This window comes from Devosia sp. LjRoot3 (assembly GCF_964252865.1).
Lineage (GTDB): Bacteria > Pseudomonadota > Alphaproteobacteria > Rhizobiales > Devosiaceae > Devosia.
In genome coordinates, this window is sequence record NZ_CAXUPK020000004.1 from 50,571 (window position 1) to 66,622 (window position 16,052).

Annotated in this window: 15 protein-coding genes; 5 read left to right on the top strand and 10 right to left on the bottom strand. The window is 62.2% G+C overall.

The annotated features are described in order from the left end of the window. Positions 1 to 15 precede the first annotated feature (15 nt). The 5 genes from ACSQ2A_RS14840 to ACSQ2A_RS14860 form a co-directional block, all read right to left on the bottom strand. Positions 16 to 1,095, bottom strand: a complete 1,080-nt coding sequence (locus ACSQ2A_RS14840) for a Gfo/Idh/MocA family protein (RefSeq protein ID WP_295413629.1) — start codon at positions 1,093 to 1,095, stop codon at positions 16 to 18. After that, on the bottom strand, positions 1,092 to 2,111 hold the full coding sequence (locus ACSQ2A_RS14845; RefSeq protein WP_436072871.1) for a Gfo/Idh/MocA family protein: 1,020 nt from the start codon (positions 2,109 to 2,111) through the stop codon (positions 1,092 to 1,094). The genes ACSQ2A_RS14840 and ACSQ2A_RS14845 overlap by 4 nt, the downstream gene beginning before the upstream one ends. Before the next feature lie 4 nt (positions 2,112 to 2,115). Next, a complete protein-coding gene (locus tag ACSQ2A_RS14850) occupies positions 2,116 to 2,985 on the bottom strand; it encodes a carbohydrate ABC transporter permease (protein ID WP_295413624.1) in 870 nt (289 codons plus the stop codon). A gap of 7 nt (positions 2,986 to 2,992) precedes the next feature. After that, positions 2,993 to 3,934: a carbohydrate ABC transporter permease gene (locus ACSQ2A_RS14855; RefSeq protein WP_295413621.1), complete on the bottom strand. Its 942-nt coding sequence runs from the start codon at positions 3,932 to 3,934 to the stop codon at positions 2,993 to 2,995. A 160-nt stretch (positions 3,935 to 4,094) separates the two neighbouring features. Further along, positions 4,095 to 5,387: an ABC transporter substrate-binding protein gene (locus ACSQ2A_RS14860; protein ID WP_436072872.1), complete on the bottom strand. Its 1,293-nt coding sequence runs from the start codon at positions 5,385 to 5,387 to the stop codon at positions 4,095 to 4,097. Between the two features lie 436 nt (positions 5,388 to 5,823). Here ACSQ2A_RS14860 and ACSQ2A_RS14865 point away from each other — a divergent pair, with 436 nt between their 5' ends. The 4 genes from ACSQ2A_RS14865 to ACSQ2A_RS14880 all read left to right on the top strand — a co-directional run bounded on the left by ACSQ2A_RS14865 (position 5,824) and on the right by ACSQ2A_RS14880 (position 11,520). Further along, positions 5,824 to 6,744: a LysR family transcriptional regulator gene (locus ACSQ2A_RS14865; protein ID WP_295413616.1), complete on the top strand. Its 921-nt coding sequence runs from the start codon at positions 5,824 to 5,826 to the stop codon at positions 6,742 to 6,744. A 63-nt stretch (positions 6,745 to 6,807) separates the two neighbouring features. Then, on the top strand, positions 6,808 to 9,726 hold the full coding sequence (locus ACSQ2A_RS14870) for an FAD-binding and (Fe-S)-binding domain-containing protein (RefSeq protein ID WP_436072873.1): 2,919 nt from the start codon (positions 6,808 to 6,810) through the stop codon (positions 9,724 to 9,726). Between the two features lie 114 nt (positions 9,727 to 9,840). Beyond that, positions 9,841 to 11,148 carry a nicotinate phosphoribosyltransferase gene (gene pncB, locus ACSQ2A_RS14875; protein ID WP_436072874.1) on the top strand — a complete coding sequence of 436 codons (1,308 nt, stop codon included), beginning with the start codon at positions 9,841 to 9,843 and terminating at the stop codon, positions 11,146 to 11,148. Positions 11,149 to 11,271: 123 nt separating this feature from the next. After that, positions 11,272 to 11,520, top strand: coding sequence for a hypothetical protein (locus ACSQ2A_RS14880; protein WP_295413611.1), 249 nt, complete (start codon positions 11,272 to 11,274; stop codon positions 11,518 to 11,520). Here the strand turns inward: ACSQ2A_RS14880 and ACSQ2A_RS14885 are convergent. The 5 genes from ACSQ2A_RS14885 to tsaB form a co-directional block, all read right to left on the bottom strand. Next, positions 11,517 to 11,765 carry a hypothetical protein gene (locus ACSQ2A_RS14885; RefSeq protein ID WP_295413609.1) on the bottom strand — a complete coding sequence of 83 codons (249 nt, stop codon included), beginning with the start codon at positions 11,763 to 11,765 and terminating at the stop codon, positions 11,517 to 11,519. The genes ACSQ2A_RS14880 and ACSQ2A_RS14885 overlap by 4 nt on opposite strands. A gap of 77 nt (positions 11,766 to 11,842) precedes the next feature. Beyond that, the gene (locus ACSQ2A_RS14890) at positions 11,843 to 12,649 is read right to left on the bottom strand and encodes a lysophospholipid acyltransferase family protein (protein ID WP_436072875.1); all 807 of its coding nucleotides are present in this window, start codon (positions 12,647 to 12,649) and stop codon (positions 11,843 to 11,845) included. Next, positions 12,649 to 13,047: a Fur family transcriptional regulator gene (locus tag ACSQ2A_RS14895; RefSeq protein WP_295414449.1), complete on the bottom strand. Its 399-nt coding sequence runs from the start codon at positions 13,045 to 13,047 to the stop codon at positions 12,649 to 12,651. Before ACSQ2A_RS14895 ends, ACSQ2A_RS14890 begins: the two co-directional genes overlap by 1 nt. Before the next feature lie 90 nt (positions 13,048 to 13,137). Then, the gene (gene rimI, locus ACSQ2A_RS14900) at positions 13,138 to 13,617 is read right to left on the bottom strand and encodes a ribosomal protein S18-alanine N-acetyltransferase (protein ID WP_295413604.1); all 480 of its coding nucleotides are present in this window, start codon (positions 13,615 to 13,617) and stop codon (positions 13,138 to 13,140) included. Continuing rightward, positions 13,617 to 14,228, bottom strand: a complete 612-nt coding sequence (gene tsaB, locus ACSQ2A_RS14905) for a tRNA (adenosine(37)-N6)-threonylcarbamoyltransferase complex dimerization subunit type 1 TsaB (RefSeq protein WP_436072876.1) — start codon at positions 14,226 to 14,228, stop codon at positions 13,617 to 13,619. Before tsaB ends, rimI begins: the two co-directional genes overlap by 1 nt. Positions 14,229 to 14,365: 137 nt before the next feature. On the opposite strand from tsaB, the gene lnt reads away from it, so the two are divergent. Beyond that, on the top strand, positions 14,366 to 15,997 hold the full coding sequence (lnt, locus tag ACSQ2A_RS14910) for an apolipoprotein N-acyltransferase (RefSeq protein WP_295413599.1): 1,632 nt from the start codon (positions 14,366 to 14,368) through the stop codon (positions 15,995 to 15,997). The last annotated feature ends 55 nt before the right edge of the window (positions 15,998 to 16,052 follow it).

Below are 16,052 nucleotides of genomic sequence, written 5' to 3' on the forward strand. Positions count from 1 at the left end.
GTGTTCTCCTAAATCTTACCGGAACTCGGCCGGAACCCAGCTCTGGTAGAGCGGGTGGTCGGGGCCCAGGGGCAGAACGACCTCCTGGTGGGTGGAAGAGGAATGATAGAACGCCGTCACCAGTTCAAGCGAGCGACGGGAATCGGCTGAGGTCACCGGCAGCGGGATCTTGCCGTCGATGGCATCGTAAAAGCGCGCCATCTGCGTCTGGAAGCGGCTCGGCACATGCTGCCAATTGGCCAGCAGCGCATCGATCTTGGCTTTCACCTCGTCATTGCGCGGCAGGATCTTCCAGAGTTCCTTGCCCGGATTGTAGGGGGCGTGGTCGCTCTCGATAGTGACGTTTTCGAACTGCAGGCGAATGCGGGTGATTTCATCCACCGAACCCAAAGTCGCCGTCAGGCTCGCCAGCGCCCCGCTCTTCATTTCGAGCGAGGCGGAGATCGTGTCTTCCACCTCGATCGGGTTGACGCGCGTCGCCACACGACCAAAGACGCGCGAAATATCGCCCATCAAATAGGTAAAAATGTCGTGCGGGTGGATGGCGTGGCCCATGAGCACGCCGCCCAGTTCGGTCTTCCACTTGCCGCGCCACGGCACAGCATAATAGGGGGCCTCGCGGCGCCACATGGTTTCGACCGTGCCGGCATAGGGTTTTCCAGCGATGCCGGCATCGATGATTTTCTTGGCCTGCTCGATGCCATCGCCGAAGCGATACTGGAACACCGGCATCAGCTTGCCCTTGGCCGACTTTTCGGCTTCCACGATCTCGTCGATCTGCTGAAGCGAACCGACGAGCGGCTTTTCGCAGACGACATGCTTGCCGGCGGCGAGCGCCTTGGTGACCATGGAGAAATGCACGCCCGGCGGGGTGCAGACGTCGATCACGTCAATATCGTCCATGGTGAGCAGGTCGTCGAAATTGGTGATCCGACGTTCGACGCCGAATTCATCACCGATCTTGGCGAGGCGCTCCGGGTCGAGGTCGCAGAGCGCCAGAACCTTGAACTTGTCCGAGTTGGGCAGATAGCCCTCGACGATGTGCGAACGGCCGATGCCGCAACCGACGACGGCGACGTTAAGAACGCGGCTCATTTCACCCACTCCGTACCCTGTTCGGCCTTGGCCTGGGCAGTCAGCGCCATCTTCATGGCATTGTAGCAACGTTCCTGCGGCATAGCCGTCTCGGTGCGGTTCCTGACGTCATCAAGGAACTGGCGACCGAAGGGCAGGTCGACCTGCGAACAGTCGATATGCTGCACGCCCTTCTTGTCGACGAGGAACAGGTGATCCTCACCGGGGCGGCCGGCGATGTCGACATACTTCCTGAGCTCGATATAGCCCTCGGTGCCCAAAATGGTCAGGCGCCCGTCGCCCCAGGTCGGCAGGCCTTCCGGCGTGAACCAGTCGACGCGGATATAGCCGGTCGTGCGCTCGGTGCGGACATGGGCGTCGCCAACATCCTGGAGGCCCGGGCGATGGGGATGATTGCGATTGTAGACGCTCGAAGAGGTCACATCGCCATCATTGGCGTTCGAGAAGAACAGGAACTGTTCAAATTGGTGGCTGGCGATATCGGTGAGGATGCCGCCATAGCGATTGCGAGTGAAGAACCAGTCGGGACGGTTGTTGAGGCGCAGCGAGTGCGGCCCAAGGCCCACGGTATTGATCACTTCGCCAATGGCACCCTTGGCAATGAGATTGCCCGCTTCGACGGTCGCGGGCACTTCAAAATGCTCGGAATAGAGCACCGAGAAGATGCGGCCCGTTTCCTTCTGCACGCGCTTGATCTCGTCAAGCTGGGCGAGGGTCGTCATGCCCGGCTTGTCGGTGAGCACGTCCTTGCCGTGGCGCATGGCGGCAAGGCAGATATCGGCGCGATCGCCCGGAATGGCGGCGGTCACGACGATGCCGATGGACGCGTCTTCCAGAATAGCGCGCGGATCTGACACGCGCCGCGCTTCCGGATATTTGGCGCCAAACGTGGCGGCCAGGTCGTCTTCCACGGCGTGGAAGGCGACAAACTGGGCGCCCGCGCGCTTGAGACAGTCGACCTGCCCATAGATGTGCGCGTGGTTGATGCCGATGGCGGCGAATTTCAAGTCTGACATAGGCTTAACGCTTCATACCGGTAGTCGCGATGCCCTCGATGAGCAGGCGCTGGAAAACAAGGAAGAAGAGGAAGATCGGCACGATGGAAAGGACGCTCATGGCGAAGAGCCCGCCATAGTCCGACATGCCGGTGGAGTCCGTAAAAGTGCGGAGGCCGAGCATCACCGTGTAGTCGCTCATCCGGTTGAGGTAGATCAGGGGACCGAAGAAGTCGTCCCAGGTCCAGATGAAGGTGAAGATGGCAGCCGTCGCCAGGACCGGGGTCGAGAGCGGCAGCATGATCTTCCAATAGATGCGCCAGGGGCCGGCGCCGTCCATCATCGCAGCTTCATCCAGTTCGCGCGGAATACCGCGGAAGAACTGCACCATGAGGAAGATGAAGAAGGCATCGGCGGCGAGGAAGCGGGGCACGACCAGCGGCAGGAAGGTGTCGACCCAGCCGAGCTGGCGGAACAGCACATATTGCGGGATCAGCGTCACCTGATAGGGCAGCATCAGCGTCATCAGCATCAGCGCGAACCAGATCTTGCGACCGCGGAATTCGAGGCGGGCAAAGGCATAGGCGGCCAGCGAACAGGCAAAGACATTGCCGATCACCGACAGGGTCGAGATGATGAAGCTGTTGGTGAAGAAGACCGAGAACGACGTCCTCAGCCCGTTCCAGCCGCGGATATAGGCATCGATGCTCCAAGAGGAGGGGATGATGCTGGCCGAGGTAAAAATCTCGTTTTCCGGCCGGAAGGAGGCCGCGAGCATCCAGAGCAGCGGATAGAGCATCAGGATCGACGCACCGATCAGCAGCCCATGGCTCACCACCGACAGGAGGCGCTTGCGCCAGATCGGGGCTTCGGCGCCGACAACGGTCAATTTCATGGGGGCATCAGTCATCGTAGTGCACCCAGTATTTCGAGGTGAGGAACGAGAAGGCGGTAAAGACGGCGACGAGCGCCAACAGCACCCAGGCCAGAGCCGAGGCATAGCCCATGCGGAAGAAGCCGAACGCCTCCTGGTAGAGATAGAGCGTATAGAACAGGGTCGAATTGATCGGATTGCCCGTGCCGCCCGAGATGATGAAGGCCGGCGTAAAGCTCTTGAAGGCCTCAATCGTCTGAATAATCGCGTTGAAGAAGACGACCGGTGTAAGCAGCGGCAGGGTGATCTTCCAGAACTGGCGCCATTTGCTGGCGCCATCAAGGGAAGCGGCCTCATACATGTCCTGCGGAATCTGGCGCAGGCCAGCGAGGAAAATGATCATGGGCGAACCGAACTGCCAGATCGAAAGCACGATCAGGGTCCAGAGCGAATAATTGGGGTTCGAAATCCAGCTCGGCCCGATAATGCCGAAGAGGGAGAGGAACTTGTTGACGAGGCCATCAGCGGCAAAGATCTGGCGCCAGAGAATGGCAATGGCGACCGAAGCGCCCAGAAGGCTCGGCAGATAGAACAGCGAGCGATAGAGGGTGAGACCCTTCATGCCGCGATTGAGCAGCAGGGCGACGCCGAGCGCGAAGGCAAGCTTCAGCGGTACCGAGAAGACCACGAAGAACATCGTCACCCGCATGGAGGCGGCGAATTTCGGGTCATTGGTGAACATGCGGACATAGTTGTCGACGCCGGCCCAGCGGGGCGCCGTCAACAGGTCGAAATGGGTAAAGCTCAGATAGAGCGAAGAGATCATCGGCCCGAGCGTCAGCCCGAAAAAGCCGATGAACCAGGGCAGGAGAAACAGGTAGCCGGGGGCATCCTGTTGCCAGATGCGTCGCCAGACGGAAGGCTTTTCCACCTCTGTCGGCGACGACGTCGCGACGTGTTGCATTGTCATGCTTAGCTCGTCCTCCCCAGGCGCTCGTCACCTGGTCATACAAGGGCAGGGCCGGTAGCGGCCGGTGTCACTGTGCAAGGGCATTCCCGTGCAGCGCAGCGGCCCTTGAAACCGAAAATCGGCCACGCACCCCAATGGGGCGCGTGGCTTTTGCGAAAAATCAGCTCGCGCGTTCGAGAATGGCCGTGGCTTCGGAGACGAAGTACGGACCAGCATCTTCCGGCGTACGGGCACCGAAGGCCACTTCCTGGCCGATGACGCGCAGCAGTGAGAGGTCGATTTCACCGGCGGCGGCCGGCGGCGGCGGCGGCAGCTTGCCGAGGAGGTCGCCCAGGTTCGCCACGAAGTTCAGGGCGATCTGGTTGGCTTCATCAAGGGTCGGGGCAACGATTTCACGGGTTTCGGGCAGGCAGGGAATGCCACGCTCGACGCCGAGAATTTTTGCCGATTCCGGATCCGAGATGAAGAAGCTGAGGAATTCGGCAGCCTTTTCCTTGGCCGCAGACGTGCCCGAGACCGAGAAGAACATTGAGGGCTTGCGGTAGTGACCGCCGCCAACGCCAGCCGCAAGACGCGGATAGCCGACCATGTCGAGCTTGTCGGGCACGAGAGCCTGGAAGCCGACGAGCTGGTTCGAGTTCGACGGCATCAGAGCCGACTTGCCCGAAACGAGCATGGTGGTTTCGAGCGGACCGGTGTCGAGGGCCTGCGCATCCGGGGCCACGATCACGCCGGCATCGCGGAAGGTCTTCCAGAGGTTGAACCACTCGGTCATTTCATCGGCGCCGAAGCCGAGCTTGCCGTCAGCGGTATAGAGCGCAAGGCCCTTCTGGCGCAGCCAGTTGTCGAGCATGGGCTCGGTATAGGAGCCGTCCGACATCATCTTCATGCCATTGCGGATATTGGCCTTTGCGAAGGCTTCACCCTTGGTCATGATGTCGTCGAGCGTCCAGTCATTGGTCGGGGGCTCGACGCCGGCTTCCTGGAAGGCCACGGTGTTGACCAGGGTCGCCACCGAGTTCGCGCCGAGCGAGATGCCATAGAGCTTGCCGTCGACCTTGCCGCCTTCGAGCTGGTCTTCGTCGAAGCCGTCCAGCTTCAAAGCGCCGCCGACGAATTCGTCGAGCGGGGCAATGGCGTTACGCTTGGCGTATTCGACGATGTAGCGATAGTCCATCTGGATGATGTCAGGGGCATTGCCGCCGGCAGTCTGGGTGGCGAGCTTGGGCCAGTAATCGTTCCAGGCGAGGAATTCGCCTTCGATCTTGTTGCCCGTTGCCGTCTCGAAGAGATCGGTGACGCCAAAAGTGCGATCGGCGCGGCCCTGACCGCCCCAGAAGATCAGGCGCATATTGGCGGCCTGGGCCCAGGCGGGGCTGATGCCGGCGACACCGGCAGCCATAAGAGCCGAAGTTCCCATCAGGAACTGACGGCGATCCATACGAAAAGTCATGTGTTTCCTCCCATGAACAGTTGAGGCTCCAGCCTTCCGGAGCAAATTGAACCAGCGACCTCCCCGTCGCTAAATCACCAACCGGTTACTACAGTGAGCAGATCAAGCGCATTGTCAACACCTCTGTGACTGACGCTCTGCGTCCAACCTCTCTTCACAAATAACCAGCCAGTTACCCCTTACCATAGGACCGCGCCGCGGAGCAACAATCCTTGTATGGAAGATTTTTTGCGACTGAAGCGCGCCGTGGCAGCTATTGCCGCGCGATTCGTCCTGGCGCTGTCCTCCCGGTTTGCCCAGTGGCGGCGCGCATCGCGCATTCTCGCCGGGGCCTTTGTCGTTGACGCACAGTGGCGCAAAATCGTCTGCTGGAAAACTACAAAATTGCCCGGCATATTATAGAGCAAATCTATAGCAGCGCGCCGAGGAGGTCGTTTTGGACAAGTTGCTCACCCAGTTCCTGGCTGTTGCCGATGCCGGTTCGCTCAGCGGCGGCGCCACGACGCTGCTCATTACCCAGCCCACCCTCACCTTCAACATGCGCAAGCTTGAGGAGACCATTGGCGCGCCGCTTTTCGAGCGCTCCTCGCGCGGCGTGCGGCTGACCCGCTATGGCGAAACGCTCTATGAAAATGCCCGGCTGATGAACCGGCTCTATGACAATACGCTCAGCGCCATTGCCGACCAGCAGCGCGGCACCGAAAGGGGGCTTACGGTGGGCTCGGGTTATTCGTGGTGGGCCATGTTCCTCAAGGATCTGGTCATCGACTATCAGCTCGAATTTCCCAAGGCCCCCGTGCAGGTTAGCCTCGGCAATCAGTTGCGCCTTCTGGACCAGATGCTCTCAGGCGATATTTCGCTTTTCCTCGCGCATGAAATCGACGGACTCAATCCCAGCATCGGCACCGATTTCATCCCCTTGAGCCGGGTCTACAATGCCCATTTCGTCCACCAGGGACACCCGCTCCTCGGCGTTCCGCGCAATCGCGCCGAGATCAACGAGTATCCGCAAATCATCAGCTCGCTGGCCGAGAGCCGGCACGAGCGCTTCTTCGATATTTCGCGGCGGCGCACGCGGGTCGAAACGGTTTTCGACCGCACCCACTATGCGTTCCGCTCGAACTCGCTCGCCGCCTGCATCGACTATGCCCTCGCCACCGAAGCCGTTCTGACACACACACATGTGATGCGCGACGCCTTCACCAAAAGCGGTCTTTTCGAGGTGGAACAGTCGGAGCCGCCGCGCATCAATGTTGCCGGCATCTATGTGCTCAAGGAAAGGCGTGGCGAAGAGCGCGTCGAAGACCTGATCGCGCGCATCAGCGCCGCCGCCGCGACCACGCTGCCACCGCTCTGAAAGGCATCACATCGGCGCCAATCGCTCTCGCGCCGCAAAAACTAACATGTTAGCTTCACCGCCATGCAGCAAGCCCCTCTCTTTTCGATCCAGCCTACAGCCCCCACACCCGATCGCCTCGCCGCCGGCGAGCGCGTTGCCGCACGCCTCAAATCCCTGGTCAGCGGCGCCATTCATACCGATCCGCTGATGACCTATGCCTGGAGCGGCGACGCCAGTTCCTACCGGCTGATCCCCGCCGTGGTCGTCTTCGTCAATTCCGAAGACGACGTGCGCGAGGTTTTTGAGGCCGCCCGCGCCGAAGGCCTGCCCGTCACCTTCCGCGCCGCCGGCACCTCCCTGTCGGGTCAGGCCGTTACCGATGGCGTTCTTGCCGTTCTGGGCGATGGCTGGCGCAGGCTCGACATCCAGCCGGGCGCCGAAAAGATCACCCTGGGACCGGCCATCATCGTCGCCGAAGCCAATAGGGCGCTGAAACCGCATAACAAAAAGATCGGGCCGGATCCTGCGAGCCAGGCGACCTGCAAGATCGGCGGCGTCGTCAACAACAATTCGTCCGGCATGTGCTGCGGTGTCGCGCAGAACACCTATCACACCATGGCCCGCCTGCGGATCGTCCTCACCGACGGCACCATGCTTGATTCCGGTGATGCCGCCAGCCGCGACGCGTTTCGTGCCTCGCATGGCAAGATGCTGTCAGGTCTCCACCAACTGCATCACGACGTCATGGCTGACGAGGAACTCGTCGCCCTGATCCGGCACAAATACCGGATCAAGAACACGGTCGGCTATTCGCTCAACGCGCTCGTAGATTATCACGACCCGCTCGATATCCTCATCCATCTGATGGTGGGCTCGGAAGGCACGCTCGGCTTTGTCTCCGAGGTGACCTACAACACCGTGCCCGAACACCCGTTCAAGGCCACGGGGCTGATCCCCTTCCCCGATCCGCAATCGGCCGGCCGCGCCATCATTGAAATGGCCAATGGCGGCGTGCAGGTGACCACGGGCGTCACCGCCGCCGAATATATCGAGCGCCGCGCCCTCGCCACCGTCGAACACCTCGCGCCCATGGCCCCGCTTCTGCCCTGGCTGACGGAGAATTCTCCGGCCGTGCTCATCGACGTCACAGCCCCCGATGCGGCAACGCTCGAAATGGAAGTGGCGAAAGCCAATGCGCTCCTCGCCCGCCATGGCGCGACCCATATCGACCTCTCAACGGACGAGCATCGCAGCCACGCCCTTTGGGACATTCGAAAGGGCTTCTTCACCTCGGCAGGCGCCGCGCGCCCCAAGGGCACGATCATGCTCACCGAGGACGTTGCCGCCCCGATCGAAAAGCTCGCTGAATTCGTCGTCGATCTCCGCACCATGCTCGATGATCACGGCTACACCGATGCCGTCATTTTCGGCCATGCGCTGGCCGGCAATCTCCATTTCCAGATGGGCGACGATTTTTCAAAGCCCGGCGCCGCCGAAAAATTCGACGTCTTCAACCAGGAGCTGAGCAAGCTCGTCTCGCTGCGCTATGGCGGCTCGCTGAAAGCCGAGCACGGCACCGGTCGCGCCATTGCCCCCTTTGTCGAGGCCGAATGGGGCTCAAAGGCCTATGCGATCATGCATCGCATCAAGGCGCTCTTTGATCCCGAGCGCCTGCTCAATCCCGGCGTGTTGCTCAATGACGACCCCAAGGTGCACGTCAAGAACCTCAAACTCATGCCGCTGGCCGATGAAATCGTCGATCTCTGCATCGAATGCGGTTTCTGCGAGCCAGCCTGCCCCAGCCACCACATGACGCTGACGCCACGCCAGCGCATCGCCGTTACCCGCGAACGCGCCCGCCTGCGCGCATCGGGCGAAGATCCGGCGCGGCTCGCCCGCTTTGAAGCCGATTTCCAATATGCCGGCATGGATACTTGTGCGGCCTGCAACCTCTGCTCGCTGCGCTGCCCCGTCGGCATCGAAACCGGTACTCTGATCCTGGGCGAACGCGCTCGCCGCCGTGGCGGCACGGCCCATACGGTCGCCCGCCTCGCCGCCGACCACCGCGGCACAGTGGAACGCGCCATGCGCGGCGGCGTCGCCTTTGCCGACGCGGCCCGCACGATCATTCCCGCGCCCGCTGTCGAAGCCATCACCGAAACCGCGCGCCGCCTCACCGGCAAGCGCGTGCCCCGCGTTTCCCGTGCCCTCCATCACGGCCCGGGCGCACCGCGCGCCCGCGACACGCGGCAAGACCCACGCAAAACCGGCTTCCCGGTGCCCATCGCCCAGAGCGCAAGGCCGCAGATCGTCTACTTCCCCGCCTGCCCCAGCCGCATGTTCGGTGCGCCGACAACCGAGCATGACCTGCTCGACACGCCCGCCGCCATGATGGCTCTCCTCGAGCGCGCCGGTTACGACGTCACCGTGCCCGACCACCTGACGGGCCAATGTTGCGGCCAACCCTTCCAGTCGAAGGGTTTTCCCGAACAGGCCGCCGAAGTCGGCAAGGCGCTGAAAGCCGAGCTGTCCACCCTGTCCGATGCCGGTCGGCTCAATGTCGTCACCGACGCCTCCACCTGCGCCAAGCATTTGAAGGAATTCCCCGGCGACGCGCCGGTTGCCGATTCGGCGCAATTCCTCGTCACCCACGTGCTGCCAAAACTGGCGATCACCCAAAAACTGCCGGTGGTCGCGGTGCATCACAATTGCTCGGCGCAACGCCTTGCCGAACAGCCGGCGACGGAAGCCGTTGCGGCTGCCTGCGCCGAAAAGCTCGCCGTGCTCTCCTCGATCACCTGCTGCGGCTATGCCGGGGACAAGGGCCTGTTCCTGCCCGAACTCAACGCCCATGCCACAAGACGCGTCGGCAATGACATTCCGGACAATTGCACCCTCGGCGTCTCGACCGTCTCGACCTGCGCTTCGGGTCTCACCGAAAGGGCCGAAATCCCCTTCGTGAGCCTTGCAAGCCTCCTCGAATGGGCGAGCCGCCCCTGAACTCGAACAGGGCCCCGGCGCCAAGCCGGGGCCACACTGGACGCCCCGAGGCATCCGCGGCTTTTCAAGCCAACCCGAGCCGCGCTACAAGACGCGTCGCGAAGTGGGGAAGAGATGGCTACCTATACCGATATTGCGCGGCGAGTTTACAACCACACCTGGAAGCTCGATCCGATCATCCGCAGCCTGCTCGACACGGACTTTTACAAGCTCCTCATGCTGCAGATGATCTGGGGCCTCTATCCCAAGGTCGATGCCACCTTCTCGCTGATCAACCGCACCAAGTCCGTGCGCCTCGCCGAAGAAATCGACATCGACGAGCTGCGCGCCCAGCTCGACCATTGCCGCACTCTTCGCGTTTCCAAGAAAGAGATGATCTGGCTGGCCGGTAACACCTTTTATGGCAGCAAGCAGATTTTCCAGCCCGGGTTCCTGCGCTGGCTCGAAAATTTCCAGCTCCCCGAATATCGGCTGGAAAAGCGCGATGGCCAGTTCGTGCTCGAATTCCCCGGCCTCTGGGTCGAAACCTCAATGTGGGAAATCCCGGCCCTCGCCATCATCAACGAGTTGCGGAGCCGTGCGGCGATGAAGAGCTACGGCCCTTTCACCCTCGACGTCCTCTATGCGCGCGCCAAAGCAAAAATGTGGGAAAAGGTCGAGCGCCTGCAAAAGCTGCCGGACCTCAAAATTTCCGACTTCGGCACCCGCCGCCGCCACTCCTTCCTCTGGCAGCGCTGGTGCGTGGAAGCTCTCAAGGAAGGGATCGGCGAAAATTTCACCGGCACGTCCAATGTGAAGCTCGCCATGGACACCGACCTTGAGGCACTGGGCACCAATGCTCACGAGCTACCCATGGTGCTGGCGGCCCTGGCGCGCTCCGACGACGAGTTGCGTGAGGCGCCCTATCGCGTGTTGCAGGACTGGAAGAGCTACTATGGCGGGAACCTCCTCATCGTCCTCCCCGACGCCTTTGGCACCGACGCCTTCCTCCGCGACGCGCCCGACTGGGTCGCCGACTGGACGGGCTTCCGCCCCGATAGCGCGCCAGCCATCGAAGGCGGCGAGCGAATCATAAAATTCTGGGAAAGCCGCGGCCGCGACCCACGCGAAAAGCTGCTGATCTTTTCCGACGGGCTCGATGTCGACATGATCGAGGAGGCCTATCTCCATTTCGATGGTCGCGTGCGCATGAGCTTTGGCTGGGGCACCAATCTCACCAATGACTTCGAGGGCTGCGCGCCCGCGCCCAATCCCGGCCTCGATCCGATTTCCATCGTCGCCAAGGTCAGCGAGGCCAATGGCCGTCCGGCGGTAAAGCTCTCTGACAACCCGGCCAAGGCGACGGGCGAAAAGAACGAAATCGAGCGCTATATCAGCGTCTTCGGCGATGCCGGCCGCGTGGAGCACGCCGTCCGCGTCTGATCCCCTGACATCAATGCCGTGAAGAAACCCGCTTGTGGAGAAACCATGAGCGGGTCGGCGCATTAATGCCTCATGAACCAACTAGGGCCAGTTTCGGCAATGGGGGCTCCCATGGAGCCGAATATGAGTCTTGAACTGATCGACATCGCCCTCTTCGAGCGCCACGACCACCCGCGGCTTGCCAATCGGGTGACGGGCAAGGTGAAAGCGGTCCTTACGGAAACGATCGATGGCCGCGAACAGCGGCACGAATTGCTCATCCCCGCCTGGATCGAGCGGGAGGATGGCATGGACGAGGGCGACATCGACCTCGCCCTCATGGTGAAGGCGGCCAAAATCGTCGGACGATTGAAGGCGCGGCTGGCGGACTAGTCCTTCGGCCGCGCCGTCCTGGCAATGGACTGCAAAAACATGCGATCCGAGGGCGAAAGGCCCATCGGAATATAGGCCGGGGCCGGCGCAACAGTGCCCGACGCCCGGTGGCGATAGGCGGGAGCCGTCGCGAAATGACGGGCCTGGGCCGATAGTGCGGCAAGTTTCTGCCGCTTCTCGCTGCGCACGAAGGCAAAAAGGGTGACCGCCGCAATCAGCGCGATAGCGATAATTTGCCAATCCATGTCGGCCTCCTTGAACGAGGCCAACATAGCTAACGAAGCGTTAATTCCGAAGCAAAGCCCGGCGTTAAGCCTAATGCCTAAACTTGCGCGGATACCGGCAGCGGCAGGTCGCGATTGAGCGCCACCAGCATGGCGCGCACTTCGTGCTCGGCGGCCTTGGTGACGACCTTGCGGTCGGCGCCATGGGCCAAAACCTGCGGTGTGCCGAAGGCGACGGTCACGTCCTTCATCGGCCCCGAGAGAATTTCCATGATATTCTGCTTGACCGACTTGGACTTGATCCAGGCGACCAGCGACCGCTCATTGCGGCTGATGGGCAGGCCGTGGAGTTTTGTATAGGCGACGGTGAGGGGCTGGATGTTCACTTCCGTGGCGCCCGCTGCCTCCATGGCGTGCTGGGCCGCGCCCACCAGGGCCGAGCGGAACGGCAGCACATGGGTGCCGATATCGGACTGGCCCTCGGCAAAGAGCACCACGGCATTGCCGTCCGCCATGTGCCTGCCCATGGCTTCGGCCGTGCGGCCCGTGCCGGAGCGACGGGTGCGGTCGACAAAAATGGTCTTTTGCAGCTTCGCCATCATGCTCACGAAGGGCCATTTGGCGATTTCCTGCTTGGCCACAAAGGTCACCGGCGCGGCCGAGCCGATGGCAATGATGTCGGTCCAGGAAATGTGGTTGGAGACCAGCAGCGTCGGCCTTCCCTTGGCCGGCGTGCCGATGACGGTCACGCGCAGGCCCAGGAACAGACATCCCATTTTGTGGAAGAGCTGCGGCAGCAGCGGCCAGAATGGCAGTTTCAGCGCGACGATCAGGGCCTGGCTCGGAATCACCACCAGCAGGAAGGGCACAAAGAGAAAAATGAAAAACAGGCAGCGGCGGATCATTATTCGGATTTGTCCTTGCTGCCCGCCTTGTCCGTCAGCGGCACAGCGTAGAGTTCGAGGCGATGGTCGACGAGGCGGTATCCCAGCCGCTTGGCGATCACTTCCTGAATGGCTTCGATTTCCTCGTTGCGGAACTCGATGACCGTGCCCGAGCGGATGTCGATCAGATGGTCATGATGCTCGTCGGGAATCAGTTCGAACCGGGCGCGGCCATCCTTGAAATCGTGCTTGGTGACGAGCCCGGCTTCCTCGAAAAGGTTGACGGTGCGGTAGACGGTCGACAGCGAAATTCTGGGATCGGTGGCCGAGGCGCGGCGATAAAGCTCTTCGACATCAGGATGATCGGAGCTTTCCTCGATCACGCGCGCGATGACGCGGCGCTGGTCGGTCATGCGCATGCCGCGCGCTACGCAGGCTTCCTCCAGGGTCGGATCGGACGGCGTCTTGCTCAAGCCATGTCTCCTTGCCTAGCCGGTTTCGGCATCGGGTTACCCAAGATCGCGCGTCATGACAAGCGCAGTGGCCGCGCTGCCATCGGCCTTGGCATAGTAGCCCTTTCGCGATGAAACCGTCGAGAAGCCAAGCTTTTTGTAGAGTTTGATGGCCGGTTGGTTCTGCTCGTCGACTTCGAGGAACATTTTTCGTGCCGGCGACATCATCAGGTCGGCAAAGACCGCATCGAGCAGCGCCCTGCCAACCCCCTTGCCGCGCCATTTGGGATCGACAGCGATGGTAAGAAGTTCGCTCTCGTCGGCCACGAGCCGGATCAGCGCGAAGCCGGCAATACGGCGCTTGGCGTCGCAGGCGACATAGGTGGGTGTCGATTTGTCATCGAGAAACCCCAGAAAATCAGCAACCGGCCAGCCGCGGAAAAAGCCCTGCGCATGCAATTGCGCGAGGCGCTGCGCGTCCTTCAGTTCGGCCGGTTCGATATGCAGCCCATGCGGGGCCATCCAGAGCTTGTCCATCACACCCGCCTCGGAATTTTAGCCGCATCCTGCGGTTTTGCGTCGGCGTCGCGGATATAGGCAGCATGCGGCGGATACAAAAGCGGATCGGCCGACCCTGCAAAGCGCACCATGGCGGCGAGATCGACAAAGGGAGATTCGATCAGCGTCACGCCCGGCACGACGCGGCCGCGCGCCTCCTCGAGGGGCAGCAGCATCGGCTCCGTTTCGGCAACACCCGGCGCCGAAAAAGCCTGAAAATAGGCCTCGCCTCGGCGCGCATCGAGCAAGACGGTCACCGGCCCCGAAGCCACACCCAGCGACAGAGAAAGCAGGCTGGGAATCCCAAGCACCGGCAGCTTTCGCGCCAGCCCCAAGCCGCGCGCCGCAGACAGCCCGATACGAAGCCCCGTGAACGAGCCTGGCCCGGTCGTGACAGCAATCCGCTCCACATCGGCATGACCAAGACCATTGCGCGCCAGCAGCACCGCCAGGCGATCGAACAAGATTTCGGCATGACCCGTCGCGATATCATCCACGCTGACATCGGTCGCGCCATCTGCCCGCAAGACGGCCAATTGCAGGCGCGGCGCGGCAGTATCGATGGCCAGGGTGATGGGCGGTTTCGTCATTCTCGCTCCTCGTCGACAGCGACGTTCGGGCATTCTGGCTCGTAACGCCAGCGCGAGCCTGAGTCCACTGCCTTGACGCCCCCCTCCCTCGGGGCGACCTTCCCCGGCATGTGCCGTGATTCGCGTCTGCCCCCATCATGATCAAGCCCGTGACCTGGCTGGCCGAAACCACCATGCTCAGCCATGGCTGGCAGCGCTTTTGCATCCTGCTTGTGGCCGGCGCGGTCGCGGGCCTGTCGGTGCCGCCGTTCTTCGTCTTGCCCGCGCTCTTTGTCGCCATGCCCATCTGGGTCTGGGCGCTCGATGGCGCCGAGCGCAAGCGCAACTGGTTCCGGCGAATCTTTGGGCCCGCCTTCACCATCGGCTTTGCGTTTGGCTGGGGCTATTTCCTCGTCGCCTTCCATTGGCTGGGCGCCGCCTTCTTCGTCGATGGCGGCTTTATGCTGGCGCTCATGCCCTTTGCCATCGCCGCTCTCGCGGCTTTGATCGCCCTCTTCTGGGGCCTTGCCAGCGCCCTGGCCCATCTCTTCTGGAGCCACGGCGCCGCGCGCATCGTCACGCTCTCGTCGTTCCTGGCCGTCGCCGAGTTTGCCCGTGGCCATGTGCTCACTGGCTTCCCCTTCGATCTCTTGGGCTATGCGCTGACTGGCACCGATGAACTCATGCAACTGGCCTCGGTGATCGGGGTCTACGGCCTGACCTTCCTCGCCCCGCTCCTCGCCATGACGCCGGCCCTGATCTGGCCCGCCGACGACCGCCCGATGAGCCGGCGGCTCTTTCCGTTCTTTCTCGCCCTCGCCGTCATTGCCGGGCAACTGGCCTATGGCTGGAACCGCCTCTCCGGCACCGTTTCCACCGAGCGGCAGGACGTCGCCATGCGCCTCGTCCAGCCCATGGTCTATGAGCATGCCGATTTCGGCAATGTCGACCCGGTGGCGCTAATCGACCGTCTGCTTATGTTGTCGGACATGCGCATGGACCCCACCGACCAGGGCCTTGCCGATATCACCCACCTCGTCTGGCCCGAATCGAGCGTCCCCTTCTTCCTCGAAACCTATCCCGACGCTCTGGCGCGCATCGCCCGCATGCTGCCCGAAAACGCCACGCTGCTCGCCGGCGTCCCACGTCAGATTTTTGGGCTCGACGGCGAAGCGCCGCGAGGCGCGCCCTATAATTCGCTCGTCGCCATCAATACCGATGGCGAAATCATCGCCAGCTACGACAAGTCCCACCTCGTCCCCTTCGGCGAATACCTGCCGTTCCAGGACATTCTTTCCCGCGTGGGCATCAAGCAATTCGTGCCCGGCGCCGATGGCTGGTCGCATGGCGATGCGCGCCGTCGCCTGATGGAATTGCCGGGCACCCCGGCCTTCCTCGCGCTGATCTGCTACGAAGTGTTGTTCTCGGGCGATCTCGGCGACACCGCCAATGCCCAGTTCATTCTCAACGTTACCAACGACGCCTGGTTCGATGGCTCCATTGGCCCGGCCCAACACGCCCATCACGCGCGCCTCCGCGCCGTCGAGGAAGGCATGAGCCTCCTCCGCGCCGCCAATACCGGCCTCACCTTTGCCACCGATCCCCTGGGCCGGGTCACCGCCCAACTGGTCCCCGGCCAGATGGCGGCGCTCGACGTGCGCCCACACCAGCGCCTCGCCCCAACCATCTTTGCCCAGCTGCGGCACTATCCGCTCGCCATCGCCATCATCGCCGGCATCCTCATCGGCTTCGTCGCCTCACGGCGCGGACGGCGAAAGCTGCCGGAATAGCGAAACAAAAGAAGCCCCGGAAAACCGGGGCTTCTTTTTTGCAAACGACAGTCTG

Excerpts from the sequence above, each read along its gene's own strand:
- pncB (WP_436072874.1), top strand. The coding sequence starts at position 9,841 with ATGGCTACCTATACCGATATTGCGCGGCGAGTTTACAACCACACCTGG.
- ACSQ2A_RS14855 (WP_295413621.1), bottom strand. The coding sequence starts at position 3,934 with ATGACAATGCAACACGTCGCGACGTCGTCGCCGACAGAGGTGGAAAAG.
- ACSQ2A_RS14840 (WP_295413629.1), bottom strand. The coding sequence starts at position 1,095 with ATGAGCCGCGTTCTTAACGTCGCCGTCGTCGGTTGCGGCATCGGCCGT.
- ACSQ2A_RS14895 (WP_295414449.1), bottom strand. The coding sequence starts at position 13,047 with ATGCGCATGACCGACCAGCGCCGCGTCATCGCGCGCGTGATCGAGGAA.
- ACSQ2A_RS14845 (WP_436072871.1), bottom strand. The coding sequence starts at position 2,111 with ATGTCAGACTTGAAATTCGCCGCCATCGGCATCAACCACGCGCACATC.
- ACSQ2A_RS14880 (WP_295413611.1), top strand. The coding sequence starts at position 11,272 with ATGAGTCTTGAACTGATCGACATCGCCCTCTTCGAGCGCCACGACCAC.
- ACSQ2A_RS14890 (WP_436072875.1), bottom strand. The coding sequence starts at position 12,649 with ATGATCCGCCGCTGCCTGTTTTTCATTTTTCTCTTTGTGCCCTTCCTG.
- ACSQ2A_RS14850 (WP_295413624.1), bottom strand. The coding sequence starts at position 2,985 with ATGAAATTGACCGTTGTCGGCGCCGAAGCCCCGATCTGGCGCAAGCGC.
- tsaB (WP_436072876.1), bottom strand. The coding sequence starts at position 14,228 with ATGACGAAACCGCCCATCACCCTGGCCATCGATACTGCCGCGCCGCGC.
- ACSQ2A_RS14885 (WP_295413609.1), bottom strand. The coding sequence starts at position 11,765 with ATGGATTGGCAAATTATCGCTATCGCGCTGATTGCGGCGGTCACCCTT.
- ACSQ2A_RS14860 (WP_436072872.1), bottom strand. The coding sequence starts at position 5,387 with ATGACTTTTCGTATGGATCGCCGTCAGTTCCTGATGGGAACTTCGGCT.
- ACSQ2A_RS14870 (WP_436072873.1), top strand. The coding sequence starts at position 6,808 with ATGCAGCAAGCCCCTCTCTTTTCGATCCAGCCTACAGCCCCCACACCC.
- rimI (WP_295413604.1), bottom strand. The coding sequence starts at position 13,617 with ATGGACAAGCTCTGGATGGCCCCGCATGGGCTGCATATCGAACCGGCC.
- lnt (WP_295413599.1), top strand. The coding sequence starts at position 14,366 with ATGATCAAGCCCGTGACCTGGCTGGCCGAAACCACCATGCTCAGCCAT.